This window comes from Achromobacter sp. SX5, assembly GCF_056711425.1.
This window is the reverse complement of record NZ_CM160041.1, coordinates 1,541,266-1,565,135: the sequence shown is the minus strand read 5'-3', so window position 1 is coordinate 1,565,135 and position 23,870 is coordinate 1,541,266. Positions and strand designations below refer to the sequence as shown.

Sequence of the window (23,870 nt, the reverse complement as noted above, 5' to 3'; positions counted from 1 at the left end):
GGTAGAGAAAGCTCTATCAGAGGCTCAGGCCTTATACAAGTTGAAATGCACGGCGGGATGGTGCTGCACCGCATCAAGCAGGCCCACTTCCCACCCCAGGTAGGCGCGCATCGCAGCCTCGCGGTCCTTGGCCTCGAACGGCTTCACGAACGCGTCGTCGGGTTCATGCAAGGGACGGCCATCGCCCTCTTCCAGCGGCAGGCCCTCCATCCGCCAACGCGTCATGCCGCCCTGCAGCACATGGACGTCCCGGTCGGTCTGGCCGGCCACGTCGGCATAGCCGAGCTCCGCCAGCACCCCGTCCGGCGATACCAGCAGCAGCGGGCGGCCCGGCGGCAGCGGCCGCAGGGCATCGGCCAGCCTGGAGCGGGTCAGCCAGCGCGCGCCCGGCAGATGCCCGGCCCGGTAATCCCGGTAGCTGCCCAGGTCGATGATTTCGTATTCACCCAGGCCGCGCGCTGCCTCGGCGGGAGTCAGCCAGCGAGGCTGGACGCCGTCCAGCCCCACGACGATCTGCGCCTGCGGACCGCGGACCAGGCCTGCGGCGTCCACAGTGTCGGCGCGCAGGGTGAGCACATCGTCGTGCCCCATCTGGCGCAGCCAGGACGCCGTCATCACGTCGCGCACGCCGTGGGGGTCGTACAGCACGATGCGGGCGTTGCGCACCGCCACATAGGTGTCGGTTGCCTGCACCAGCTGGCCGCCGGGCGCATGGACCGCCTGCGGCAGATGCCCGGCCTCGAATTCTTCCTGCGACCGCACGTCGAACAGGTAGACGGACCGCTGGCCGCCGTCGCGCTGGCGCTGGTAGGCGGCCGCGTCGATCTCGCCGATGCGAAAGCGCTCGCGTATGGCCGCGGCCCGCCGGCGCGCCACGTCCAGCGTTCCGGCGCCCGGCTCCGGCGCGCGGCGCGACGATTGCGTCTCGACCTGATGGCCGGCCAGCGACCAGCCCATCGTGCCGTTGCGCAGGGCGTAAACCGGGTTGGGCACGCCCGCGTTGATCAGCGACTGCGCGCCGATGATGCTGCGCGTGCGGCCGGCGCAATTGACCACCAGCGTCGTCTCCGTGTCCTGCGCCAGTTCCGCGTAGCGCAGCACCAGCTCCGCGCCCGGCGTGCTCACCGAACCCGGTATGGTGGCGCGCCGGTGCTCGGCGGGCGTGCGGCTGTCCATGATCACCACCCGGCGCCCGGCCGCCAGCATGGCGCGCAGCTCGTCGGCCGAAATCGACGGCGTGCCGCAGCCATGCTCGACATACTCGCCGAACGCCTTGCTGGCCGTGTTGAAGCCGGTGAACAGCGGCAGCCCCAATTCGCCCCAGGCCGGCGAGCCGCCTTCGAGCAACACCGCCCCCGTATAGCCGAGCTCGCGCAGCCGTCGCTGCGCGCGCCGGTCCAGCTCGTCGCCGCCGCCGGCCACGACGATGGGCACGTCGCGGCGGGGGAACAACCTGGGCGCGCGCAGTTCCAGCTGCGACAGCGGAAGATTCACCGCGTGGAACAAATGCGGCGACACCGAATGCGCCCCCTCCTCTCTCGGATCGATCACGGCGCACTCCGCGCCGCTCTCCAGGCACTGCTTCAGCCACGCAGCGCTGACGGATTCCTCAACCATTCCATTCCCCTTGCCCACTTGTCTCGTTGACGGCCGGCGGTCAGTCGATCGACGCGCCGGCCCGCTTCACCAGATCCGCCCAGAACGCCACCTGCTCGCGCACGAAGGGATCGAACTTCCCCTCCGACTTCGGATCGGCCGGCTGGTATCCCGCCTGCTCCAGTTGCTCGCGAATGCGGGCGGAGGCCAGGGTGCGGACCGACGCCTGCTCCAGCACCTGCACCGCGTCCTTGGGCGTGCTGGACGGAACCACCAGCCCGAACCACACCTCGGTGCGTTCGAAGCCCGGCAGTCCCTGCTCGGCCAGCGGCTGCGCATCGGGCAGGCTGGAAGGCGCCTTGAGCGACGTGCAGCCCAGCACCCGCAGCCGTCCCGCCTTGATCTGGGCCAGGGCCGAAGGCAGCGACGCCATCGAAAAATCGACCTCGCCCGAGACCACCGCCATCACGGATTCCGCCGGGCCGCGGTAAGGGATGTGCTCCGTGGCGAGCTTGGCCTCGCTGCTGAACATCACGCCGGCCAGATGCTGGGTCGTGCCGTTGCCGGGCGAACTGAACATCAGCGATTTGCCGCCGCGCGGCTTCAGGTCCTTCACCGTCTTTACCGGGCTGGCGGCCGGAACCACCAGCACGTTCGGCGTGGAGGCGAACTTCACCACCGACTCGAAGTCGCGCAGCGGGTCATAGGGCAGATTCTTGTAGAGCGCGCGGTTGATCGCCATGGTGGCGGTCGATCCCAGTCCGAGCGTGTAGCCGTCGGGCCGGGCCTGGGCCACCGCCGCCATGCCTATGCTGCCCCCCGCGCCCGGCTTGTTGTCCACGATGATGCTCTGCCCGAGCTGCTGGCCGAGCTCCGGGGCCAGAATTCGCACCAGGATGTCGTTGGCCGAGCCCGGCGTGTACGCCACGATGTAGGTGAGCGCCTTCGCGGGGAAACGACGCTGGGCTAGCAAGATCCCCGGCAGGCCGGCGCAGCCTAATGCAATCGCGGATTTACCACAGAGACTCAAGAGTTCACGTCGTTTCATTTTTTGTCCCCTTCCAGCGGTTTTTATTGTCAGGTCGGCTTCACGTTCGGATTCGGCGGGAAGATCTGCCGTTTTCCGGTGCTGGGATCGAACTGCTCCCGGTCCACCTGGTCTTCCAGCGGGCGCTCGTAAAAGCGCAGTTGCCATACCGGCTCGTCGCCCACGCCCTGCACGTGGATGCTGTGAATGTCCTCGCCCATCAGGGCGACGCCCACGCCCGGCCCCACCATGATGGATTCCTTTTGCCGGAACCCGCCGGAACCGTCGACTTCATACAGCCGGTTTTCTTCGGCGCCCACCATGCCGGCCAGCACCGCCCAGTTCTTGTGGTTATGCGGAGGGCTGGATTTTCCGGGCAGCGCCAGCGACAGATATAAGGCGCGGCCGCTGCCGTTTTCCTCGTTCAGGCGGTAGGCGACAAAATCCTTGAACGTGCCGCGCTTGGCGGGCTTGAACTCCGTGGTCACGAAGACGTCGCTTTCCTTGGCCAGCGAAATCAATTCGTTCTTGATTGCCTCCAGCGCCTGGCGCGTCTGTCCATGTTCCTTTTCTATGGCGTTGACGCGGGCCATGGTTTCTGCGACCAGTTTGCGGCGGCGCGCCACCAATTCGGGCGTGGGTTCACGCATGGTTGTCTCCTTTGGGAGCAGTGAAAAATCAATGCATTACGAAAACTCCATGGATTGAAGATTGATATTGCACAGGTATTCTGTCAATTTCCGATTTGCTTAAGCACTATTCCGTCAAGTCATACTATTCAAAACAATTCAGACGGGTCATGCGCAATTGAAAGCGGGATTCGATGCGGCCTCGGGCACGGCGCTTGCCGGACTGATCCGGCCAAAAGAACCTGGAGCGATCCATGGACACTGCCCATACCCCGAACGCATCCGCGCGCCGCATGCGCCGCGCCGGCGGTCTGCTGGTGCTGGCGTTGGCGCTGGGCGGCGCGGCCCTGGCCAATCTGTTCACCCTGCGCGATGACGCCGGCGCGACGGCTGCGGCGATGCTGCCCGATGCGCCGGCCGGCGGCCCGCTGCGCGCGCTGGACGGCACCGACGCCCGCATCATCTGGACGGACCGCGCCGGCGGCGTCTGGGTCGTGCAGAATCTGTCGTGGCGAGAAGGTCCGGTCCTCAGCGGATCGGGCGCGTGGCAACGGCCTCGCCTGCGGACAGCGAGGCCTGAGCGCCAGCCCTGACTGTGTTCTCCGTCCACCCTCCCCCCAGCGCCTTGTACAGGTCGATGAGATTGGTCAGCCGCGTCAGGCGCGTACGCACCAGGACCTGCTGGGCGCCGTACAGGGTGCGGTGGATTTCGAGCAGGGCCAGATAGTCGTCCTGGCCCTCCCTGAAACGTTGCTCGGCCAGTGCGTAGGCGTCGCGGCTGGCGGCCACCGACAGCTGTTCGGAGCGGATCTGCTCGTCCAGCGTGCGCTTGCCCGCGAGCGCGTCGGCTACTTCCCGGAAGGCCGCCTGGATGGCTTTTTCGTAGTTGGCGATCTCGATGCGCTTCTGCACGTGCGCCACGTCGAGATTGGCCAGCAGCGCGCCGCCGCGGAAGATGGGCAGCGTGATGCGCGGCAGGAAGCTCCAGGCGCGCGTGCCCGAATCGAACAGGCCGTCCAGTGTGGCGCTGGCCGTGCCGGCCGAACCGGTCAGGCTGATGGCCGGCAGGAAAGCGGCGCGCGCCGCGCCGATATTGGCGTTGGCGCCGCGCAGCATCTGCTCGGCGGCGCGGATGTCGGGCCGGCGCGTCAGCAGCGCCGACGGCAGCCCTGCGGGCAGGTCGGTGGGCACGATGCCGTCGGGCAGCGCGGCGGCCTCGTCCAGCTGGCGCGACAGCTCGGGCGTCAGGGGCTGGCCCAGCAGCAGCACCAGGGCGTTGCGGTCGCGGGCGGCCTGGCGGGTATAGGCGGCGTGGTTGGCCTCGGCGTTGCGCAGGGCGATCTCGGCCATGCGCAGGTCGAGCCGGGTGGAGTTGCCGGCCTCCACCAATTGCGCGGTCAGATCGAAGGAGCGCTGCTGCGTGGCCAGGGTGTCGTTGGTCAGGCGCAGCAGTTCCTGGTCGGCGCGCAGCGTGAGGTAGGCGCTGGCGACTTCGGACACCAGGCTCATCTGGGTGGCGATGCGCGTTTCGTCCAGCGCCAGGTAGGTGGCCAGGGCCTGGTCGCTGAGGCTGCGGATACGGCCCCACAGGTCGATTTCCCAGGCGGCCGTGACGCCGGCCACGTCGTAGCGCCGGGACACGTAGGCGGAATCGGTGGAGCTGAGTCCGGCCGGCACGCGCTCCGAAGCGCCGCTGGCGGCGACGTCCAGGCCGGGCAGCATTTCGGCGCGCTGGATGCGGTAGAGCGCCTGCGCCGCCTCGACGTTGAGGGCCGCGCGCCGCAGGTCGCGGTTGTTGTCCAGCGAGATCTCGATCAGCCGGTGCAGCAGCGGGTCGCGGAAGAAATCGCGCCAGCCCATGTCGGCGACGGCCGCATCGAAGGGCTGTCCGGCCTCGGGCGCGGGATGCGCGGGGTCCGACGGATAGGCCGTGCCAATGGGCGCGGCCGGGCGTTCGTAGCGCGGCGCGAGGGTGCAGCCGGCCAGCGCCGCCGCCAGCGTCAGCGAGGCCAGCATGCGGGCCGGGCGCAAAGGGGCGAAAGTCGTGTTCATGGTTCGTATGTCCTGGTGACCGTTATGCATGCTGGCTTGCGGCGGCGGCGCGGCGCGCTTCGCGGCGCAGCGCCAGCTTGCGCACGACGACGTAGAACACCGGCGTGAGCAGCAGGCCGAACAGCGTCACGCCCAGCATGCCGGCGAATACCGCGATGCCCATGGCGTGGCGCATTTCGGCGCCGGCGCCGCTGGCCAGCACCAGCGGCACCACGCCGGCGATGAAGGCCAGCGAGGTCATCAGGATGGGACGCAGGCGCAGCCGCGCGGCTTCCAGCACCGCGGCCAGCGGGTCGGCGCCCGCTTCTTCCTGCGTGCGCGCGAACTCCACGATCAGGATGGCGTTCTTGGCGGCCAGGCCCACCAGCACCACGAAGCCGATCTGGGTGAAGATGTTGTTGTCTCCGCCCGAGATCCACACGCCGCCGATGGCCGACAGCAGCGCCATCGGCGCGATCAGCAGCACGGCGAAAGGCAGCGACCAGCTGTTGTACTGGGCCGCCAGGATCAGGAAGGCCAGCAGCACCGCCAGCGGGAAGATGTACAGCGCCGAATTGCCGGCCTGCTTCTCCTGGTAGACCAGGTCGGTCCACTCGTAGATCATCCCTTCGGGCAGGGTCTCGCGCACGATGCGTTCGATCGCGTCGGTGGCCTGGCCCGAGGAGTAGCCCGGCGCCGGCCCGCCGCTGATGTCGGCCGACGGAAAGCCGTTGTAGCGAATGACGCGGTCCGGCCCGGAGCCGCGCGTCAGCGTCACGAAGGCGCTGAGCGGGATCATGTCGCCGGCGGCGTTGCGCACCTTGAGCAGGCCGATGTCGTCGGCCTGCATCCGGAACGGCGCGTCGGCCTGCGCCATGACGCGGTAGGTCCGCCCGAAACGGTTGAAGTCGTTGACGTAGAGCGAACCCAGGTTGATCTGCAGGGTTTCGAACACGTCGGTCAGCGATACGCCCAGGGACTTGGCCTTGACCCGGTCGATGTCCACCTGCAGTTGCGGCGCGTTGGTCTGGAAGCTGGCCAGCATGTTGGCCAGCTCGGGCGTCTGCATGGCCTTGGCCATGATCTCTCCCTGCGCCTTCACCAGCGCCTCGAAGCCCAGGCCGGCGCGGTCCTCGATCTGCAGCTTGAAGCCGCCCATCGCGCCCAGTCCCGGCACCGGCGGCGGCGGGAAGATGCCGACGAAGCCGTCGGGGATCTGGCTGAACTTGCCCATCAGCTTGCCGGCGATGGCATTGGCCGACAGCGACGCGTCCGTGCGCTCGGCGAAGGGCTTGAGCATGGCGAACATCAGCGCCGAGTTGGGCACGTTGACCGGGCCGTTGACCGACAGGCCCGGGAACGCCACCACGCTTTCCACGCCGGGCTCGGCCAGCGCGATCTCCGACATCTGCCTGACCACGGCCTCGGTGCGGTCCAGCGAGGCGCCGCTGGGCAACTGGGCGATGCCGACCAGGAAGTACTTGTCCTGGGCCGGCACGAAGCCGTTGGGCACCTGGTGAAAGCCCAGCCAGGTCAGGCCGACGAAGCCGCCGTACAGCATCAGCACGATGGCGCTGCCGCGCACCGCCCGGCGCACGGCGCCGACGTAGCCGTTGGACGCGCGGTCGAAAAAGCGGTTGAAGCGCCGGAAAAAGCCGCCCAGCAGCCGGTCCATGACGCGCGTGAGCGCGTCGGACCGGGCCGCCTCGTGGTGCGGCTTGAGCAGGATGGCGGCCAGCGCCGGCGACAGCGTCAGCGAATTGATGGCCGACAGGATGGTGGAAATGGCGATGGTCAGCGCGAACTGGCGGTAGAACTCGCCTTGCAGCCCCGACAGGAAGGCCGAGGGAATGAACACCGCCGCCAGCACCGAGGTGATGGCGATGATGGGGCCGGTGACCTCGTCCATGGCCTTGATCGCGGCCTGCCTGGGCGGCTCGCCCAGGGCCATGTGACGCTCCACGTTCTCGACCACCACGATGGCGTCGTCCACCACGATGCCTATGGACAGCACCAGGCCGAACAGCGACAGCGTGTTCAGCGAGAAGCCAAAGAGGTGCATCAGCGCGAAGGTGCCCACCAGCGACACCGGCACCGCCACCAGCGGAATGATGGACGCGCGCCAGGTCTGCAGGAACAGCACCACCACCACCACGACCAGGACGATGGCTTCCAGCAGCGTGATGGCCACCGATTGCAGCGAGGCCCGCACGAACACCGTGGGGTCGTAGGCGATGCGGTATTCCACGTCCTGCGGAAAACCCTGCTGCAGCTCCTGCATCTTGGCGCGCACCGCGTTCGAGACGTCGATGGCGTTGGCGCCGGGACTCTGGATGATCTGCAGAGCCGGGGCCGATTCGCCGTTGAGCAGGCTGCGCAGCGTATAGGCGTCGGCGCCCAGCGATACGCGGGCCACGTCGCGCAGGCGGGTGACCTGGCCGTCGGCGCCGGTCTTGACCACGATGTCGCCGAACTGTTCGGCGCTGGCCAGCCGGCCCAGCGTGTTGACGGTGACCTGGAAGGCGGACGAGGTGTCGGGCTGCTGCCCCACCGAACCGGCCGCCACCTGCACGTTCTGTTCGCGCAGCGCCGCGACCACGTCGCTGGCGGTCAGCCCGCGCGTGGCGACGCGCGACGGGTCCAGCCAGACGCGCATGGAATATTCCCCGGCGCCCCAGACCAGCACGTCGTTCACGCCGGGCAGGCGCGCCAGTTCGTCGCGCACCTGGCGGATGGCGAAGTTCGACAGGTAGAGCGAGTCGTAGCGCTTTTCCGGCGAGACCAGGTGCACCACCATCAGCACGTCGGGCGAGGTCTTTTGCGTCACCACGCCGATGCGCTGCACTTCCTCCGGCAGGCGCGGCAAGGCGCGCGAGACCCGGTTCTGCACCTGGATCTGCGCCATGTCGGGGTCGGTGCCCTGCTTGAATGCGATGGTCAGCACCATCTGGCCGTCGGTCGCCATCTGCGAGTTCATGTACAGCATGCCCTCGACCCCGTTGATCACCTGCTCCAGCGGGGCGGCGACGGTGTCGGCGATCACCTGCGGATTTGCGCCGGGATAGCTGGCCGTGACCTGCACCGTGGGCGGCGTGACCGCCGGGTATTCGCTCAGCGGCAATTGCCAGAAGGCGATGGCGCCGGCCAGCAGCATGAGCAGCGACAGGACGATGGCGAAGATCGGCCTTGCGATGAAGAAGTGGGGAAACTTCATGGACGCGCCTCCGCGACGGCGACCGTCTGCATCGGCACCAGGCGCGGCGTGACGGTCATGCCGGGACGCACCAGCCCTTTGATGATGATTTTTTCGCCTGCCTGCAGGCCGGTCTCGATGACGCGCAGACCGTCCACCACGCGGCCCAGCTCGACCGCGCGGTACTGCGCCTGGTTGTTCTCGCCCACGACGAGCACGTAGTTCTTGCCCTGGTCGGTGCCCACGGCCAGATCGTCGACCAGGATGGCCGGCCGCTCCTCGCCGGTGGCCAGCCGCGCACGCGCGAACAGGCCCGGCGCCAGCTGGCCGTCCGGGTTCGGCACCACGGCGCGCGCGCGTATCGTGCCGGTGCCGCGGTCGACCTGGTTGCCCACGAAGTCCAGCATGCCCTGGTAGGGGAAGCCCTTGTCCGTGGTCAGGCCGACAGCGACGGGCAGCGTAGGCTTGCCGCCGGCGGCGTCGGGCCGGGCCTGCCTGACGGCGGTGAGATAGGTCGCCTCGTCGATGTCGAAATACACGTGCACCGGGTCGATCGACACGATGGTGGTCAACAGCGTGGCGCCGCCGGCCCCGCCGCCGCTGACCAGGTTGCCCGCGGTCACCAGCACCCGATCTATGCGCCCGGAAATCGGCGCGGTGATGTGCGCGTAGGACAGGTCGAGCCGCGCCGCGGCGACGGCGGCCTTGGCCACCTGCACCTGGGCCAGCCGGGCGCTGCGCGCCGAGACGGCGTCGTCATAGGTCTTGCGCGACACCGCGCCGGTGGACACCAGGCGCTGGGCGCGGTCCAGATCGGCCTTGGCCTGCGTGGCCAGCACCTCGGCCTGGCGCAATTGCGCGGTGGCGGTATCCAGCGCGACCTGGAACGGACGCGGGTCGATCTGGAACAGCATCTGGCCCTTGCGCACCATGCTGCCTTCGGGGACGCTCACCGCCTCCACCGTGCCGCCCACGCGCGAACGCAGTTCGACCGTCTCGGGCGCGGCCAGGAATCCGGTGAACTCGGTCGAGGGCGTAATGATGCGCTCGATGACCTCGGCCACCGGCACCTGCGGGCCCGCGGGCGCGGCGGCCGGCGGCGTTTCGCCGGAAACGTCGCGAGCCGCGAACGCGGCGGCCCCGGCCGCGGCGATCACGCCCGCCATCACAGCAATCTTGAATTTTCGACGCATGGAGTGCCCCTTCTATGCAGCAGGACTTCGGCCCTTCCGAAGCAGCTCTGCAAAAAATTTGAGGCAAGGCTAGGCATTACAACGACGGGAAGGTCAAGCCTGGCCCCTACGAACTGAAGGGGCTTGTTTGACCTTGCGATCGTTGGAAGGAATAGATTGGGCCGCACCATACGACACCAACCCGAAGCACAGGGAGCAGCCCGGGCATGAGCATCAAGACCATAGATATCCGGCAGGCGCGCATCCGCCTGCCGGCCCAGGAAGGACAGACCATACTCGAGGCCGCCTTGCAGCATGGCGTGTGCTATCCGCACGGCTGCCGCTCGGGCCGCTGCGGCAGCTGCAAGACCCGCCTGATCGAAGGCGAGGTCGACATGCTGCAGCACACGCGCTTTGCGCTGACCGACGAGGAACGGGCCGGCGGCTTCATCCTGGCGTGCCGGGCAGTGCCGAGGACCGACGTGGCCGTGGCCTGGCTCGGAGACGATGACGAGGCCGCGGCCGCGCCGGCGCAGGCGTTCGAGGCGACCATCGTCGCGCTCGACGACCTGACGCACGACATCAAGCGCCTGCGCGTGCGGCCCGATGGCGCCGCGCCCGATTTCGCCGCCGGGCAATATGCCGACATCCGGTTCGGGCAACTGCCCGCGCGCAGCTATTCGATGGCCAACCGGCCGGGCGAGCCGGAGCTGGAATTCCACATACGCCGGGTCCCCGGCGGCGTGGTATCGAGCCACCTGCATACCGCCGTCAGGGCCGGCGACCGCGTCGCGCTCCAGGCGCCGCGCGGCGCGTCGCATCTGCGCGCCTGCCATCGCGGCCCGATGCTGTGCATCGCCGGCGGTTCGGGGCTGGCGCCCATCAAGTCCATCGTCGAGACCGCGCTGGCGCACGGCATGCAGCAGGCCATCCACGTCTACTTCGGCGCGCGCGCGCAACAGGACCTGTACCTGCTGGACCACTTCGAGGCGCTGGTTCGCCGGCACCGCAACCTGGTCTTCATTCCCGTGCTGTCCGAGGCGCGCTCGGACACGCATCGCGTCGGTTTCGTGACGCGGGCCGCGGCCGACGACCTGCCGGACCTGCGCGGCTGGAAAGCCTATGTGGCCGGTCCGCCGACGATGGTGGAGGCGGCGATGCAGATGGCCTGCTCGCGCGGGCTGGGCGCGCAGGACATGCACGCCGACGTGTTCTACACGCCCGAAACCTCGGCGGCTTGACCTTCCCACAATGGCAAGCCTTAGGCTGGGTCCACCTTACACAGATCGAGGAAGACAGCCATGAATATCGGCGCAGCATCCAAGGCATCCAAGGTGTCGGCCAAGATGATCCGCTATTACGAGCAGATCGGCCTGATCCCCGCGGTGGGCCGGACCGACTCCGGCTACCGCGCCTATACCCCGGCCGACGTCGACCGGCTGCACTTCATCCGCCGCGCCCGCGACCTGGGCTTCTCGGTGGCGGAAACCAGCAACCTGCTGGACCTGTGGCACGACCAGTCGCGCCAGAGCGCCGATGTCAAGCGCCTGGCCCAGCAGCACCTGGCCGAACTGGACCGGCGCATCGAGAGCATGCGGCAGATCGCCGAAACGCTGAAGGCGCTGATCCGCTGCTGCGCCGGCGACGAGCGGCCCAACTGCCCCATCCTGCACACGCTCCAGCAACCCGACGACAAAGAGCGCGAGCCCGAGGCGCGCACCGGCGCCGTGCGGCGCCGCGTCGGCGGCAATGCGCCGGCCAGGCGCGCATCCTAGTACCGAGCTTCCCGGAACACGATATGCCCAAGATCACCGTTCTACCCCATGCCGACCTGGCGCCCGAGGGCGCCGTGCTGGAGGCGCCGGCCGGCACTTCGGTCTGCGAGGCCCTGCTGGCGAACGGCATAGAAATAGAACATGCCTGCGACATGAGCTGCGCCTGCACGACCTGCCACTGCATCGTGCGCAAAGGCTACGACACCCTCAACGAGGTCGAGGATTGCGAGGACGACCTGCTCGACCGCGCCTGGGGGCTGGAGGCGCACTCGCGCCTGAGCTGCCAGGCCATCCTGGCCCATGAGGACCTGACCGTGGAAATTCCCAAGTACACGATCAACCACGCCAAAGAGAACCACTGACGCACGGGCACGGCGCTTGCTGAGCGCGACGGATCGGCCCCGATCGCCGCCAGCCCCGAGGTGTCATCATGCCCAACGCCGCCCCCCGTCCCCTACCCCGCTTCGCGCGCGCCAGCGGCCGCGCCCAGGACCACGAGGTGCCGGACGAGGACATCGAACCCGCCGACGCCACCGACGAGGACACGGGCGCGGGGCGCGCATCGCCGCGCCTGCTGCGCCGCATCAAGGAGATCGACGACGCCCGTCCCGGCCTGCCCGGCGAGCACCTTGCCGTGCTGGCCCTGGGCGCATGGCTGATGCTGGCCGGCATGCGCGGGCGCACGCCGCTGCGCCGCGTGCTGTACACGCTGGCCGGCACCGCGCTGGTGGGCCGCGCGGCCAGCGGCACCGGCGGCATCGCGCGCGTGGCGCGCATCCTCAAGCGCCTGGGATAGCGCGGCGCGCCAGACCATGCCGTGCGCCGACCCCGGCAGCGACATACCCGCGCGGCTCGACCGCCTGCCGTGGTCGCGCTGGCACTGGCGCATGGTCGGCGCGCTCGGCGCGGCCTGGGTGTTCGACGGCCTGGAGGTCACGCTGGCCGGCTCGCTGGGGGCCGTGCTGACGCGGCCCGGCACGCTGGGCCTCACCGCCGCGCAGATCGGCGCGGCCGGTTCGCTCTACATCGCCGGCGCCGTGCTCGGCGCGCTGCTGTTCGGGCGCACGGCGGACCGCCTGGGACGCAAGCGCCTGTTCCTCGCGACGCTGGCCATCTACATGACGGCCACGCTGGCGACGGCCTTCTCGCCCAACTTCATTTACTTCGCGGCCTGCCGATGGGCCACCGGCCTGGGCATCGGCGGCGAGTACGCGGCCATCAATTCCGCCATCGATGAACTGGTGCCGGCGCGCGTGCGCGGCCGCGTCAATCTCGCGGTCAACGGCTGCTTCTGGCTGGGCGCCGCGCTGGGCGCGGGGCTGAGCCTGCCGTTACTGGACGAGCGGCTGCTGCCGCCCGACCTGGGCTGGCGGCTGGCGTTCGGGGCCGGCGCCATCCTGGCCCTGGTGATCCTGCGGGTGCGCCGCGACGTGCCGGAAAGCCCGCGCTGGCTGCTGGCGCGAGGCCGCGCGGCGCAGGCCGAGCGCATCGTGCAGGACATCGAGGCGCAGGTGCGGCGCGAACGCCGCAGCCTGCCGCCCGCCGCCGCCGGGCGCATCGCCTACCGCAGCGCGCGAACGCCGGGCTTGCGCGAGGTGGCCCACGTGCTGGTGCGTACCTACCCGGCGCGCAGCGGCGTCTGCCTGGCGCTGATGCTGTCGCAGGCGTTTTTCTACAACGCCATCTTCTTCACCTACGCCCTGGTGCTGACGCGCTTCTACGGCGTGCCGGACGCAGAAGCGGGCTGGTACATCCTGCCCTTCGCGCTCGGCAACGTGCTGGGGCCCTGGCTGCTGGGGCCGCTGTTCGACCTGGTGGGACGGCGCAAGATGATCTGCGCGACCTATCTGTCGGCCGGCATCGGGCTGGCGCTGACGGCCGCGGCGTTCCAGGCCGGCTGGCTGGACGCGCGCACGCAGACCCTGTGCTGGTCCGCCATATTCTTCGTGGCCTCGGCGGCCGCCAGCTCGGCCTATCTGACGGTCAGCGAAGTGTTTCCGATCGAGATGCGCGGGGTGGCCATCGCGCTGTTCTACGCGGCCGGCACCGGCATCGGCGGCTTCGCCGGCCCGGCGCTGTATGGCTGGCTGATAGACAGCGGCCAGCGCGACGGGCTGGCGCTGGGCTATGCGCTGGCCGCCGCGCTCATGGCCGGCGCGGGCCTGGTGGCGCTGCGCCTGCCGGTCAACGCCGAGCGGCGCGCCTTGGAAGCGGTGGCGCCGCCGCTCAACGCGGACGGACGGTAAGGCGCTGGCGGCCTTTCTCGCCATCTTCTGGCTTCTTATGGTGTTCAAGCCCGCCTGAGCGCCGTCCGCGCCTCAACGCCGGCCGCGCGCCAGCCACAGCGCCGCGCCGCCGGCCAGCGCCACCGTCGTCAGCAGCGTGGCGCGCTGGTGCATCGCCACATGGGTATAGACGCTATGCCTGCGCCCGGTCCGCTGCACCGCCGGATGCTCGCCGCCCGCCTCGTAAAGCGAGTCCGTGCCCTGTTGCGTGCGGGCCGGGCCGCGCTGGCGCCGGAACAGCCACCCGGCCATGCGGTCGGCCAGCCCCGGCATGTTCTGGCCCAGCGCCCCGATGGCGCGGGAAGCGCTGCCCACGTACAGGTCGCGCACCGGATGGCAGGCCGCGTGCAGGATGGCTTCGGCGACCATCTCCGGCGCGTATACGGGCGGCGGAAGGTCGGGCTGCGCGTCCATATAGTTGCGGGCATGGACGGTAAAACCGGTCGAGATCGAAGCCGGCTTGATCAGGGTGACCGAAATCGGCGCGCCCTGCTGCCTCAGTTCCATCCGCAGCGCGTCGGTATATCCCTTGACCGCGTGCTTGGCCGCCGAATAGGCGCCTTGCAGGGGCACGGCGCGATCGGACACTTCGCTGCCCACGTTGATGATCGCGCCGCCGGACGATTTCATGTGCCGCACCGCCGTCAAGGAGCCGTACACCACGCCCCAGTAGTCGGTCTCGAACAGCTTGCGCTGGTCCTCGATGGGCACTTCCTCCAGGGTTCCGTAGATCGACACCCCGGCATTGTTCACCCAGGTATCGACACGGCCGAAGCGTTCCACGGCCTGGGCCAGAATACGCTCGTGATCGTCCTGCACGCCCACGTCCGCGGCCACGCATATGGCGGTTCCGCCATCCTGCCCGATTTCTTGGGCCACCTGCTGCAGCGCCTCTTCCTGGCGTCCGGCCAGCACCACTTTGGCGCCCCGGCTCGCTGCCATGCGCGCGGTAGCGGCGCCGATGCCGCTGCCGGCGCCCGTGATGACGATGACCTGGTCGCGCAACGGTTTCAGATTCGGTTTCATTGAAGCCTCCTGGTTCCAACGCTCGATTGCGTAAGATCCGGAGGCCAGCAAGCCACATTCCCGCGCGGCTCAGGCCCGGTCGCGGCGGCCGATGCGCCGCGCCGCCGCGCCCAGCACCACGACCGCAAGCGCCAGCGGCGCGAACGACACCCACAGCACCGTGTCCCAGTCGTACGCGGCCAGCAGCCCGCCCGAGGCGAACGAGCCCAGCGCCATGGTGCCGAACACCACGAAATCGTTGAGCGACTGCACCCGCGTCTTTTCTTCCGGGCGATGGCATTCCAACACCAGCGCGGACGCGCCCACGAAGCCGAAGTTCCAGCCCACCCCCAGCAGGATCAGCGTGAGCCAGAAGTGGGCCACGTCGATGCCGTTCAGGCCGGCGGCCGCGGCCAGCCCGGTCAGCAGCAGGCCCGCCGCCACCACGCGCCCGGCGCCGAAGCGCACGATCAGCCGGCCGGTGAAGAAGCTGGGCGCGTACATCGCGATGACGTGCCATTGCAGGCCGAGGTTGGCGTTCTCCTGGCTGTGGCCGCACAGGTGCATGGCCAGCGGGGCAGCCGTCATGAGGAAGTTCATCAGCATGTAGGACACCGCGCCGCAGATCACGGCCGTGATGAAGAGCGGCTGGCGCGCGATGACCGACAGCGGCCGTCCCTGCGCCACTTCCGCCGCGCTCGGCGTCGGCAGCCGCACGCCCAGCAGCACCAGCGCCGACAGCGCCGCGACCGCGGCCTGCACCAGGAAGGTGGCGGCGAACATATGCGGCTGCCACAGGTACATGGTGTGGGTGACCAGCTGCGGCCCCACCACGCCCGCCACCACGCCGCCGCCCATCACGAAGGACAGCGCGCGCGGCCGCAGCGCGGGCGAGACGCCGTCGGCCGCCGCGAAGCGGAACGACAGCACCACGGCGGCGTACGCGCCGCCGAAGAAAGTCGCCAGGCAGAACAGCCAGAACGAACTCAGCACGATGGCCGCGGCCGCCAGCAGGCCCACCAGCATCCCGCAGCCGGTGCCGGCCAGGAACGCGGCCCGCCGGCCGTGACGCCGCGCGATGGCGCCGGCGGGCATGATGCAGGCCGCCATGCCCACCACGAAAACGGAAATCGGCAAGGTGGCCAGCGACTTGTCCGGCGCCAGCATGTCGCCGACGATGGCCCCGGTGGCGTAGACCACGACGGAGTTCGCGCCGGCCAGCGCCTGGGCGACGGTCAGTCTTGCGATGTTGCCGCGCTGCTCGCGCGGCGAGAGTTCATAGGAGGTGCTGCTGGGAGCGACGGCTGCGGCGGCGGACAAAATCTTCCTCGGTTATATGCAAATAATCGTACGTTATAACGCCATACGATAACCGCTGCCTCGCGCCCCTCAGTTTCCGGGGATGCCGAACGCCTCCAGTTCTTCGGCATCCAGCCAGTCCTTCAAGGCCGCCGGGTCCGGGGGCTGCGGCGCGGTGGGCCGGGCGCTGGGCGTCCTGCTGAAGCGCGGCGCCGGCGCCGGCTGCGTGATGCCGTCGATCTCCACCAGCGTGCCGCGCGCCCGCACCTGCGGGTGCTGCGCCGCGTCGCGCAGCGTCTGCACCGGCGCCACGCAGACATCCAGCAGCGCCAGCCGGGCGCACCAGTCGTCGCGGTCGCGTTGGGCGAACGCCTCGCGCAGCACCGCGCGCAGGCGCGGCCAGGTGTCCCGGTCCTGGTGGTCGCCAAGTTCGCGGGCCGCCTCGTCGTCCAGGCCCAGCTCGCGCAGCAGCAGTTCGTGAAAGCGCTTTTCTATCGGGCCGACCGACAGCCACAGGCCGTCGGCGCACTGGTAGACGTCGTAGAACGGCGCGCCGGAATCCAGGATGTTGGCGCCGCGCTCGGGCCGCCACGCGCCGGACGCGGCCAGGCCGAAGAACGCGGTGGCCATCGAGGCCGCGCCGTCCATCACGGCGGCGTCCACCACCTGCCCCTGCCCGGACTGGCGCGCCTCGATGATGGCGGCCAGGACGCCCAGCGCCAGGTACGGGCCGCCGCCGCCGAAATCGCCCACCAGCGCCAGCGGCGGCGTGGGCGGCTGGCCGGCGCGGCCGATGGCGTCGAGCACGCCGGTGACGGCGATGTAGTTGATGTCGTGCCCGGCCACCTGCGCCAGCGGCCCGTCCTGGCCCCAGCCGGTGATGCGGCCATAGACCAGCCGGGGATTCTCGGCCAGGCAGGCCTGCGGCCCCAGGCCCAGGCGTTCGGTCACGCCGGGCCGGAATCCCTCGATCAGCGCGTCGGCCTTGCGCAGCAGCCGCAGCACCAGCGCGACGGCGCGCGGGTCTTTCAGGTCCAGCGCGATGGCGCGCCGGTTGCGCAACAGCAGGTTGTACTTGAGCTCGCGCTTCACGCCCAGGTCGGCCGGCTCCTTGCGCTCGATCCGCAGCACGGTGGCGCCCATGTCGGCCAGCAGCATGGCCGCCATGGGCCCGGGGCCGATCCCGGCCAGTTCGATGATGCGGATTCCAGCCAGAGGTCCCATGTGTGCGTCTCCGTTGCGATGGCGGCGCGCCGCCGGATCAAAGCGTTTCGATGGCGATGGCCGTGGCCTCGCCGCCGCCCAGGCACAGGCAGGCCACGCCGCGGCGCAGTCCGCGCCGCTGCAGCGAATGCAGCAGCGTGACGATGATGCGCGCGCCGGTCGCGCCCACCGGATGGCCCAGCGCGCAGGCGCCGCCTTCGACGTTGACGCGTTCGGCCGCCAGGCCCAGTTCGCGCAGCGCGATCAGCGTGACCACGGCGAAGGCCTCGTTGATTTCGTACAGGTCGACCGAGTCGCGGCTCCAGCCGACGCGGTCGAGCAGACGCGAGATCGCGTGCACCGGCGCCGCCGGAAACTGCCCCGGCGGCAAGGCCGCCGCCGCATGGCCGACGATGCGCGCGCGCGGCGCGAGGCCCAGGGTCTGCGCGTGGCTCTGGCGGGTCAGCACCAGCGCGGCCGCGCCGTCCGATATGGACGAGGCGTTGCCGGCCGTGACCGTGCCGTCGGCGGTGAACACGGGCTTGAGGCTGGCCAGCCGCGACACGTCGCACTGGCCCGGGGTTTCGTCCTCGGCCACCGGTTCGCCCTGCGGCGCCCCGCGGCGCGGGCGCGCCGCCATCGGCGCGATCTCGGCGGCGAACGCGCCATGCGCGACGCTGTGCTGGGCGCGCAGCACGCTGCGCTCGGCATAGGCGTCCTGCTCGGCGCGGGTGAAGCCGTGCTCGCGCGCGGCCAGGTCGGCGTAATAGCCCATCAGGTGGCCTTCGTAGGCGTCTTGCAGGCCGTCGCGGTACATGTGGTCCAGCAGTTGCCCGTCGCCCAGGCGGTATCCCTGGCGCGCGCGCGGTATCAGGTGCGGCGCGTTGCTCATCGATTCCATGCCGCCGGCCAGCACCAGCTCGGCCGAACCGGCGCAAAGCATGTCATGGGCCAGCGTCACGGCCTTCATCCCCGAGCCGCACATCTTGCTGAGCGTGGTGGCCTGCACGGTGGTCGGCAGCCCCGCGCCCAGCACCGCCTGGCGCGCCGGCGCCTGGCCCAGGCCGGCGAACAGGCAGCAGCCCATCAGCGCCTCCTGGGCCGCATCCGCGGCCAGCCCGGCCTGGCGCATCGCGGCGGCCAGCGCATGGGCGCCGAGCTGGGGCGCGGTGTAGTGCGACAGCGCGCCCTGGAATGCGCCGATGGGAGTGCGCTGCGCGGCGACGATGACGACGGGATTGGGATGGGACATGGATGGGAACCTCGGTGTTGAAAGAATCAGGCGGCGATCGCGGCCATCATGCCGCGCACGAATTCCAGCAGGGTCCGGCTGTCGCTGGCCATCAGCCGGCGGCCGACCAGCTCGGCGCAATCGTCTTCGCTCATGCCGGCGGCGCGCCATTCGTGCAAGCGGGTGGTGTAGAGCCCCAGCGCGAGCTCTTCGGTGATGCCGATGGCGCCATGCACGGCGTGGGCGATGGCGCAGGCGACGGGAATCGCTTCGCATGCCCGCAGCCGGGCGCTGGCCGCGAGCGCGGCGTCAGGCAGCATGGCGCCGCTGGCGCAGGCCATGCGCGCCGCCATGGCGGCCGCGGCCGCCTGTTCGGCCAGCACGCTGATTTCCTGCTGGATGGCCTGGAAGCGTCCCAAAGGCCGGCCGAACTGCTGGCGCTCGCCCACGAAGGCGACGCAGCGGTCCAGCACCGCCCGCAGCGCGCCGGCGATGCCGGCCGCGTCGGCGGCGTTGCGCCAGGCCTGCACCGCCTCGTCCGGCAAGGCCACGCGGCCCAGGACGGCCGGCGACTCGCTCCAGGCGGGCGCGGCGCTGGCCCGCGGACGAAACAGTCCGGGCGCGGACACCGCCGGCGCGGCCACCAGCAGCAGTCCGCCGTCGCGCTGCACCAGCACGCTGCGCGCCAGCCCGGCGCCCGGCGTCTGGGCGCAGCGCAGGCCGCTGGGACCGGGCAGCGCCCGGGCCAGCGCGATCGGCCCTTCGGGCACGCGCTGGCCGGCGCTGCGCAACAGGGCGCGCGCCAGCATGGTGTCGGACAGCGGATACGGCAGCGCCGCCGCGCCCGCCGCCCGCCACAGGCCCTCGGCGTCGGCCAGCGACAGCCCCGCCCCGCCCAGGTCGGCCGGCGTCAGCGCGTCCACGTAGCCGAGCGCGTCGATCTCGCGCCAGGTGCGCGCGGCCACGCCTTGCGGGTCTGCCGCGTCGGCTGCGGCCTCGATCTCGCGCACGCGCTCCAGCGGGCACAGCCCGGCCAGTGCGCGCGAGAATTCGTCATACAGGTCTTGCTGGAGGGATTGCGGCATGCCATGTCCTCAGGGTCCGGGGCGGCGCGCTAGCGCAGGCCGAGTTCGCGCGCGATGATGCCGCGCAGGATGTGACGGGTGCCGCCGCGCAGCGAAAACGTCGGGTTGATGAGCGTCAGGTAGGCCAGCGTGCGCGCCAGCACCTCGTCCGGCGCCGGACCGGCGCGCAGGGCCTGCCCTATCCATTCGGGTACGGCCTGCTCGAAGCCGGTGCCCAGGTCCTTGACCAGCACCGCCGCCAGGCTGGCGTCGGCGCCTTCGTTCAGGCGCCGCGTCACGGCCAGCGACATGGCGCGCAGCACCGCCAGGTTGGCGGCCAGGCGGCCCGCCAGGCGCACCTGCGCGGGCTCGGGCGCGCCGTTCGCGCGCAGGTGGGCGAGCCAGCCGTCTATCAGCACCATGCTGGAGTAAATGCGTTCGGGGCCGCTGCGCTCCAGCGCCAGTTCCGCCGTGACCTGCGCCCAGCCGCTGCCTTCCTCGCCCACCAGCGCATCGGCCGGCAGGCGCACGTTGTCGAACAGGACTTCGCAGAAATGCGTGTCGCCGGTGATGTCGCGGATCGGGCGGATCTCGATGCCGGGCAGCGTCAGGTCGAAGATCATCTGCGACAGCCCGCGATGGCGGTCTTCGGGCGCGCCCGAGGTGCGCACCAGCGCGCACATGTAGTGCGAGCGATGGGCGTTGGTGGTCCAGATCTTGCGCCCGTTCAGCAGCCAGCCGCCGTCCTGCGGCGTGGCGCGGGTGCGCACGCTGGCCAGGTCCGAGCCGGTGTCGGGTTCGCTCATGCCGATGGCGAAAAAGGCTTCGCCCCGGATGATGCGCGGCAGATAGAAATCGCGCTGCGCCTGCGAGCCGTAGCGCAGGATCAGCGGCGCCGTCTGGCGGTCGGCGATCCAGTGCGCCGATACCGGCGCGCCGGCCGCCAGCAGTTCCTCGCTCAGCACGAAGCGCGCGTAGTTGCTGCGTTCGCCGCCGCCGTATGCGGCCGGCAGCGTCAGGCCCAGCCAGCCCTGGCGCGCCAGCGCGCGGCTGAACTCGGCGTCGTAGCCCATCCACGAGCGCGCGCGGCGGTCGGCCGGCATGTCGTGCAGCGCCTCGCGCAGGAAGGCGCGCACGCTGGCGCGCAGGGCCTCGTCCTGCGCGGGTATCGCGGCCAGTTGCAGTGCTTCGTCGATAGCGCCCAATGTGGTCCCCGCAGCGCGCGCCGCACGGCGCCGGCGCGCGCATTACCGTGATCGTAAAGTGCCGTGCAAGCCCGCTGCGCGCGGGCTTCATGGCAATCTACACGGGGCCTGCATCCCGGTCTAATATTAGATGTGGACCGGGCAATACATCATAAATATCGCGAGCCCGGCGCATCAGGAGACGCCCGTGGAGCTACGCCAGCTCAAGCAGTTGCTGGTCCTGTCCGAGACCCTCAATTTCCATCGCGCCGCCGAGCGCCTGCACATGGCGCAGCCGCCGCTGTCGACCGCCATCAAGAAGCTGGAGCAGGAACTCGGCGTGCAATTGTTCGAAAGGCTGCCGGCCGGCCTGCGGCCCACGCCGGCCGCCGAGGTCGTGCTGCGCTACGCGCGCACCACGCTCTACTACGCCGAGGAGATCCGGCGCGCGGCCAAGGAAGGCGCGAGCGGCGAACAGGGCGTGCTCAAGGTGGGCTTCGTCGGCTCGTCCACCTATTCGCTGATGCCGCAGCTGCTGTCGGCGTTCCGCAAGGAATTCCCGCGCGTGGACCTGATCATCGAGGAGTCCACCACCATCGATCTGCTGCGCCGGCTGGACGCGCACACGCTGGACGTGGCGCTGGTGCGCTTTCCGGTGCTCGAACCCACCGCGGCCCGCATCACGCTCTTGCAGCCGGACCATCTGATGCTGGCCGTGCCGGCCGACAGCCGCCATGCCGCCAGCGAGGACGTGGCGCTGCGCGACCTGGCCGACGAGCCCTTCATCGGCTATTCGCGCACGCACGTGCCCGGCATGCACGCGCTGGTCATGTATGCGTTCCAGCAGGCCGGCGTGGTGCCGCGCATCGCCCAGGAGGCGATCCAGGTGCAGACCATACTGAGCCTGGTGGAAAGCGGGCTGGGCGTGGCCATCGTGCCGGCGGTGGCCCGCCGCCAGGCCGGCAGCAAGGTGCGGCTGGTGCCGGTTTCGCAACTGGCCGACACCATCAAGGTGGGCATCGCGCTGGCCGTGCACCCGGACAACGCCACCGCGACCAGCGCCAATTTCGTGGACATGGCCTGCCGGCTGATGCGTGCCGGGCCGCCCGCCGCGGCGGCGGCCTGAGCCGGTCCGGCTATTCCTGCTGGATGTTGGCCAGCTTGGCGATGCGCCGCATGGATTCGAGTTCTTCCTTCTGGAAGCTCGCCAGCGTCTCGGGGCCGCCGACGAACGACTCGCCGCCCAGGCCGGCCATGAAGGCCCGGCCCGCGTCGCTGCGCACCAGCGCCTGGACCGCCTCGGACATGCGCGCCACGATGGCGGGATCGACCTTGGCGGGAAAGAACACGGCCGTCCAGGCGTAGGCTTCGTAGCCCTTGGTGCCGGCCTCCTGCATGGTGGGCACGTCGGGCAGGTCCTTGATGCGCTGCGCGCTGGTCACGGCCAGCGGCCTGAGCTTGCCGCCGCGGATCAGCGGCAGGGCCGCGCTGACGTCGGCAAGGCTGTACTGCACCACGCCGCCGGCCAGGTCGGCCAGCGCGGCGGAGGTGCCCTTGTACGGCACGTGCGTGGCCTTGATGCCGTTCTGCTCGTGGAAAAGTTCCAGCACCACCTGATAGGTGGCGGTGCCGCTGGCGAAGTTGAGCTGCCCCGGCGCCTTCCTGGCGGCGGCCACCAGTTCGGCCACGCTGCGGTACGGCGAATTGGCCGGCACCACCAGCACCATCGGAAAGCGCGCGATCGGCGCCACCGGCGAGAAGTCCTTGATCGCGTCGTACGGCAGGCTCTTGAATACGGCCGCGTTGGTGGTCATGGGCGAGTTGCTGGCCACGAACATGGTGTAGCCGTCGGGAGCCGCGCCCGCCACCGCCTGGGCGGCGATGAAACTGTTGGCGCCCGGCCGGTTCTCGACGATGAAGGGCTGGCCGAACTTGTCGGCCAGATGCTTGGACAGGAAGCGCGCGGTGGTGTCGGCGCCGCTGCCCGGCGGCAGCGAGACGACGATCTTCACCGGATGCGAGGGGTAATCGGCTGCGGCGCGGGCGTTGCCGCCCAGCGCCAGCGCGGCGCCGAGCAATCCCGAAATGGCCAGGGTCCTGATGTTCATGCTTGTCTCCGCAAGGCTGTTCTATTGGCGAACCCGGCGCGCGCCGGGCCGACATATTCATTCGGGCTGTATGCCCGCCATTCTGACCGCGTCGCCCCAGCGCCGCACCTCCTGCCCCAGATACGCCTGGAACTCGGCCGGCGAGGAACTGCGCAGGTCCACGCCCTGGGCCGTGAACGGGCCGGCGATGGCGGGGTCGCGCACGGCCTCGGCCAGCGCCTGGTTCAGGCGCAGGATCGCGGGCTGCGGCGTGGCGGCCGGCGCCAGCACGCCCTGCCAGGTGTTCATGGTCAGGTCCTTCAGGCCCGCTTCCCGCAGCGTCGGCACTTGCGGCAGCGCCGCCGAGCGCTGCGCGCCGGTCACGGCCAGCGCCTTGACGCGGCCGTCGCGGATATAGGGCAGCGCCGAGCTTATCGCGTCCACCATGAACTGCACCTGCCCGCCCAGCATCGCCACCATGGCCGGATTGGTACCCTTGAACGGAATCCCGACGGCGCGCGTGCCGGTGGCGTGCAGGAACAGCGCCACGCTCAGATGGGTGATGTTGCCGACCCCGCCCGTGCCATAGCTGAGTGCATCCGGCCTGGCCTTGAGGTAGGCGATGAACTCGGCCGTATTCGCCGCAGGCAGATCCCGCGTCGTCATCAGCACCAGGGGGATCGAGGCCGTCAGCCCTACGGGCGCGAAATCGCGCAGCGGATCGTAGGGCAGCTGGCGGTACAGCGCCGGGCTGATCGCCAGGCCGGACGAGTGGTACAGCAAGGTGTAGCCGTCGGGCCTGGCGCGCGCCACGCTTTCGCCGGCGATATTGCCGCTGGCCCCGGTCTTGTTCTCCACGATCACGGGCTGGCCGAGCTGGCGCGCCACATGCTGCGCGACCGCCCGGGCCAGCACGTCGGTCGGTCCGCCCGCGGCGTAAGGCAGGATCAGGCGCAGCGGCTGCGCCGGCCAGGACGAATCGGCGGCGCGGACGGCGCGCGCCAGCGGCAGGCCGGCCAGCGCGCCCATGGCCGCCAGCAGTCTTCTTCTCCTCGTGTGCATCGGTTTTCTCCTTGTCTCCTGGTTGTC

21 protein-coding genes are annotated in these 23,870 nt (G+C 70.2%); 7 read left to right on the top strand and 14 right to left on the bottom strand.

Annotated elements, in window-relative coordinates; translation table 11 throughout:
* Nucleotides 1-24 precede the first annotated feature (24 nt).
* From AC1M14_RS07355 to AC1M14_RS07345, 3 genes are read right to left on the bottom strand one after another with little or no spacing between them, the layout of a single operon-like run.
* On the bottom strand, nt 25-1,617 hold the full coding sequence (locus AC1M14_RS07355; protein ID WP_479731296.1) for a rhodanese-like domain-containing protein: 1,593 nt from the start codon (nt 1,615-1,617) through the stop codon (nt 25-27).
* 40 nt (nt 1,618-1,657) lie between these two features.
* Nucleotides 1,658-2,644, bottom strand: a complete 987-nt coding sequence (locus AC1M14_RS07350; protein WP_209166099.1) for a tripartite tricarboxylate transporter substrate binding protein — start codon at nt 2,642-2,644, stop codon at nt 1,658-1,660.
* A 29-nt stretch (nt 2,645-2,673) separates the two neighbouring features.
* Nucleotides 2,674-3,273: a cupin domain-containing protein gene (locus AC1M14_RS07345; RefSeq protein ID WP_102772745.1), complete on the bottom strand. Its 600-nt coding sequence runs from the start codon at nt 3,271-3,273 to the stop codon at nt 2,674-2,676.
* A gap of 233 nt (nt 3,274-3,506) precedes the next feature.
* On the opposite strand from AC1M14_RS07345, the gene AC1M14_RS07340 reads away from it, so the two are divergent.
* Nucleotides 3,507-3,845, top strand: coding sequence for a hypothetical protein (locus AC1M14_RS07340; protein WP_102772746.1), 339 nt, complete (start codon nt 3,507-3,509; stop codon nt 3,843-3,845).
* Here the strand turns inward: AC1M14_RS07340 and AC1M14_RS07335 are convergent.
* Genes AC1M14_RS07335 through AC1M14_RS07325 form a run of 3 tightly spaced genes read right to left on the bottom strand, consistent with a single transcriptional unit; the run spans nt 3,781 to nt 9,669 of the window.
* Complete coding sequence (locus AC1M14_RS07335; protein WP_479731295.1) at nt 3,781-5,304, bottom strand: efflux transporter outer membrane subunit; 1,524 nt, start codon at nt 5,302-5,304, stop codon at nt 3,781-3,783. The two genes, AC1M14_RS07340 and AC1M14_RS07335, sit on opposite strands and share 65 nt — an antisense overlap.
* A 22-nt stretch (nt 5,305-5,326) precedes the next feature.
* Nucleotides 5,327-8,497: an efflux RND transporter permease subunit gene (locus tag AC1M14_RS07330; protein ID WP_479731294.1), complete on the bottom strand. Its 3,171-nt coding sequence runs from the start codon at nt 8,495-8,497 to the stop codon at nt 5,327-5,329.
* Complete coding sequence (locus AC1M14_RS07325) at nt 8,494-9,669, bottom strand: efflux RND transporter periplasmic adaptor subunit (protein WP_102772749.1); 1,176 nt, start codon at nt 9,667-9,669, stop codon at nt 8,494-8,496. Before AC1M14_RS07325 ends, AC1M14_RS07330 begins: the two co-directional genes overlap by 4 nt.
* A 206-nt stretch (nt 9,670-9,875) precedes the next feature.
* Between AC1M14_RS07325 and AC1M14_RS07320 the strand changes: the two genes are divergently transcribed.
* From AC1M14_RS07320 to AC1M14_RS07300, 5 genes are all read left to right on the top strand, one after another.
* Nucleotides 9,876-10,889, top strand: coding sequence for a 2Fe-2S iron-sulfur cluster-binding protein (locus AC1M14_RS07320; protein WP_479731293.1), 1,014 nt, complete (start codon nt 9,876-9,878; stop codon nt 10,887-10,889).
* A gap of 60 nt (nt 10,890-10,949) precedes the next feature.
* Nucleotides 10,950-11,423 (top strand): Cu(I)-responsive transcriptional regulator, encoded by a 474-nt coding sequence (cueR, locus tag AC1M14_RS07315; protein WP_102772751.1) that lies wholly within the window; start codon nt 10,950-10,952, stop codon nt 11,421-11,423.
* A gap of 23 nt (nt 11,424-11,446) precedes the next feature.
* Nucleotides 11,447-11,785, top strand: a complete 339-nt coding sequence (gene fdx / locus AC1M14_RS07310; protein WP_102772752.1) for an ISC system 2Fe-2S type ferredoxin — start codon at nt 11,447-11,449, stop codon at nt 11,783-11,785.
* Nucleotides 11,786-11,853: 68 nt separating this feature from the next.
* Nucleotides 11,854-12,219, top strand: a complete 366-nt coding sequence (locus AC1M14_RS07305) for a hypothetical protein (protein WP_479731292.1) — start codon at nt 11,854-11,856, stop codon at nt 12,217-12,219.
* Between the two features lie 16 nt (nt 12,220-12,235).
* The gene (locus AC1M14_RS07300) at nt 12,236-13,669 is read left to right on the top strand and encodes an MFS transporter (RefSeq protein WP_479731291.1); all 1,434 of its coding nucleotides are present in this window, start codon (nt 12,236-12,238) and stop codon (nt 13,667-13,669) included.
* Nucleotides 13,670-13,741: 72 nt separating this feature from the next.
* Here AC1M14_RS07300 and AC1M14_RS07295 read toward each other — a convergent pair whose 3' ends face one another.
* The 6 genes from AC1M14_RS07295 to AC1M14_RS07270 form a co-directional block, all read right to left on the bottom strand.
* Nucleotides 13,742-14,734, bottom strand: a complete 993-nt coding sequence (locus AC1M14_RS07295; RefSeq protein ID WP_479731290.1) for an SDR family oxidoreductase — start codon at nt 14,732-14,734, stop codon at nt 13,742-13,744.
* Nucleotides 14,735-14,803: 69 nt separating this feature from the next.
* On the bottom strand, nt 14,804-16,033 hold the full coding sequence (locus AC1M14_RS07290) for an MFS transporter (protein ID WP_479731289.1): 1,230 nt from the start codon (nt 16,031-16,033) through the stop codon (nt 14,804-14,806).
* Between the two features lie 69 nt (nt 16,034-16,102).
* Nucleotides 16,103-17,236 (bottom strand): CaiB/BaiF CoA transferase family protein, encoded by a 1,134-nt coding sequence (locus AC1M14_RS07285; protein ID WP_479731288.1) that lies wholly within the window; start codon nt 17,234-17,236, stop codon nt 16,103-16,105.
* A 37-nt stretch (nt 17,237-17,273) separates the two neighbouring features.
* Nucleotides 17,274-18,467, bottom strand: coding sequence for a thiolase family protein (locus tag AC1M14_RS07280; RefSeq protein WP_479731287.1), 1,194 nt, complete (start codon nt 18,465-18,467; stop codon nt 17,274-17,276).
* Between the two features lie 26 nt (nt 18,468-18,493).
* Entirely contained in the window at nt 18,494-19,531 is a 1,038-nt protein-coding gene (locus AC1M14_RS07275; RefSeq protein WP_111827113.1) for an acyl-CoA dehydrogenase family protein, read from the bottom strand.
* Nucleotides 19,532-19,560: 29 nt separating this feature from the next.
* Nucleotides 19,561-20,715 (bottom strand): acyl-CoA dehydrogenase family protein, encoded by a 1,155-nt coding sequence (locus tag AC1M14_RS07270; RefSeq protein WP_479731286.1) that lies wholly within the window; start codon nt 20,713-20,715, stop codon nt 19,561-19,563.
* Nucleotides 20,716-20,902: 187 nt separating this feature from the next.
* Here AC1M14_RS07270 and AC1M14_RS07265 point away from each other — a divergent pair, with 187 nt between their 5' ends.
* Entirely contained in the window at nt 20,903-21,820 is a 918-nt protein-coding gene (locus AC1M14_RS07265; RefSeq protein WP_348639093.1) for a LysR family transcriptional regulator, read from the top strand.
* 10 nt (nt 21,821-21,830) lie between these two features.
* On the opposite strand, the gene AC1M14_RS07260 is transcribed toward AC1M14_RS07265, so the two are convergent.
* Nucleotides 21,831-22,802, bottom strand: coding sequence for a Bug family tripartite tricarboxylate transporter substrate binding protein (locus AC1M14_RS07260; RefSeq protein WP_102772764.1), 972 nt, complete (start codon nt 22,800-22,802; stop codon nt 21,831-21,833).
* Between the two features lie 57 nt (nt 22,803-22,859).
* On the bottom strand, nt 22,860-23,843 hold the full coding sequence (locus tag AC1M14_RS07255) for a Bug family tripartite tricarboxylate transporter substrate binding protein (RefSeq protein WP_111827111.1): 984 nt from the start codon (nt 23,841-23,843) through the stop codon (nt 22,860-22,862).
* Between the last annotated feature and the right edge of the window lie 27 nt (nt 23,844-23,870).

Excerpts from the sequence above, each read along its gene's own strand:
- AC1M14_RS07330 (WP_479731294.1), bottom strand. The coding sequence starts at position 8,497 with ATGAAGTTTCCCCACTTCTTCATCGCAAGGCCGATCTTCGCCATCGTC.
- AC1M14_RS07340 (WP_102772746.1), top strand. The coding sequence starts at position 3,507 with ATGGACACTGCCCATACCCCGAACGCATCCGCGCGCCGCATGCGCCGC.
- AC1M14_RS07320 (WP_479731293.1), top strand. The coding sequence starts at position 9,876 with ATGAGCATCAAGACCATAGATATCCGGCAGGCGCGCATCCGCCTGCCG.
- AC1M14_RS07275 (WP_111827113.1), bottom strand. The coding sequence starts at position 19,531 with ATGCCGCAATCCCTCCAGCAAGACCTGTATGACGAATTCTCGCGCGCA.
- AC1M14_RS07355 (WP_479731296.1), bottom strand. The coding sequence starts at position 1,617 with ATGGTTGAGGAATCCGTCAGCGCTGCGTGGCTGAAGCAGTGCCTGGAG.
- cueR (WP_102772751.1), top strand. The coding sequence starts at position 10,950 with ATGAATATCGGCGCAGCATCCAAGGCATCCAAGGTGTCGGCCAAGATG.
- AC1M14_RS07305 (WP_479731292.1), top strand. The coding sequence starts at position 11,854 with ATGCCCAACGCCGCCCCCCGTCCCCTACCCCGCTTCGCGCGCGCCAGC.
- AC1M14_RS07325 (WP_102772749.1), bottom strand. The coding sequence starts at position 9,669 with ATGCGTCGAAAATTCAAGATTGCTGTGATGGCGGGCGTGATCGCCGCG.
- AC1M14_RS07350 (WP_209166099.1), bottom strand. The coding sequence starts at position 2,644 with ATGAAACGACGTGAACTCTTGAGTCTCTGTGGTAAATCCGCGATTGCA.
- AC1M14_RS07335 (WP_479731295.1), bottom strand. The coding sequence starts at position 5,304 with ATGAACACGACTTTCGCCCCTTTGCGCCCGGCCCGCATGCTGGCCTCG.
- AC1M14_RS07285 (WP_479731288.1), bottom strand. The coding sequence starts at position 17,236 with ATGGGACCTCTGGCTGGAATCCGCATCATCGAACTGGCCGGGATCGGC.
- AC1M14_RS07280 (WP_479731287.1), bottom strand. The coding sequence starts at position 18,467 with ATGTCCCATCCCAATCCCGTCGTCATCGTCGCCGCGCAGCGCACTCCC.
- AC1M14_RS07345 (WP_102772745.1), bottom strand. The coding sequence starts at position 3,273 with ATGCGTGAACCCACGCCCGAATTGGTGGCGCGCCGCCGCAAACTGGTC.
- AC1M14_RS07295 (WP_479731290.1), bottom strand. The coding sequence starts at position 14,734 with ATGAAACCGAATCTGAAACCGTTGCGCGACCAGGTCATCGTCATCACG.
- AC1M14_RS07255 (WP_111827111.1), bottom strand. The coding sequence starts at position 23,843 with ATGCACACGAGGAGAAGAAGACTGCTGGCGGCCATGGGCGCGCTGGCC.
- AC1M14_RS07260 (WP_102772764.1), bottom strand. The coding sequence starts at position 22,802 with ATGAACATCAGGACCCTGGCCATTTCGGGATTGCTCGGCGCCGCGCTG.
- AC1M14_RS07300 (WP_479731291.1), top strand. The coding sequence starts at position 12,236 with ATGCCGTGCGCCGACCCCGGCAGCGACATACCCGCGCGGCTCGACCGC.
- fdx (WP_102772752.1), top strand. The coding sequence starts at position 11,447 with ATGCCCAAGATCACCGTTCTACCCCATGCCGACCTGGCGCCCGAGGGC.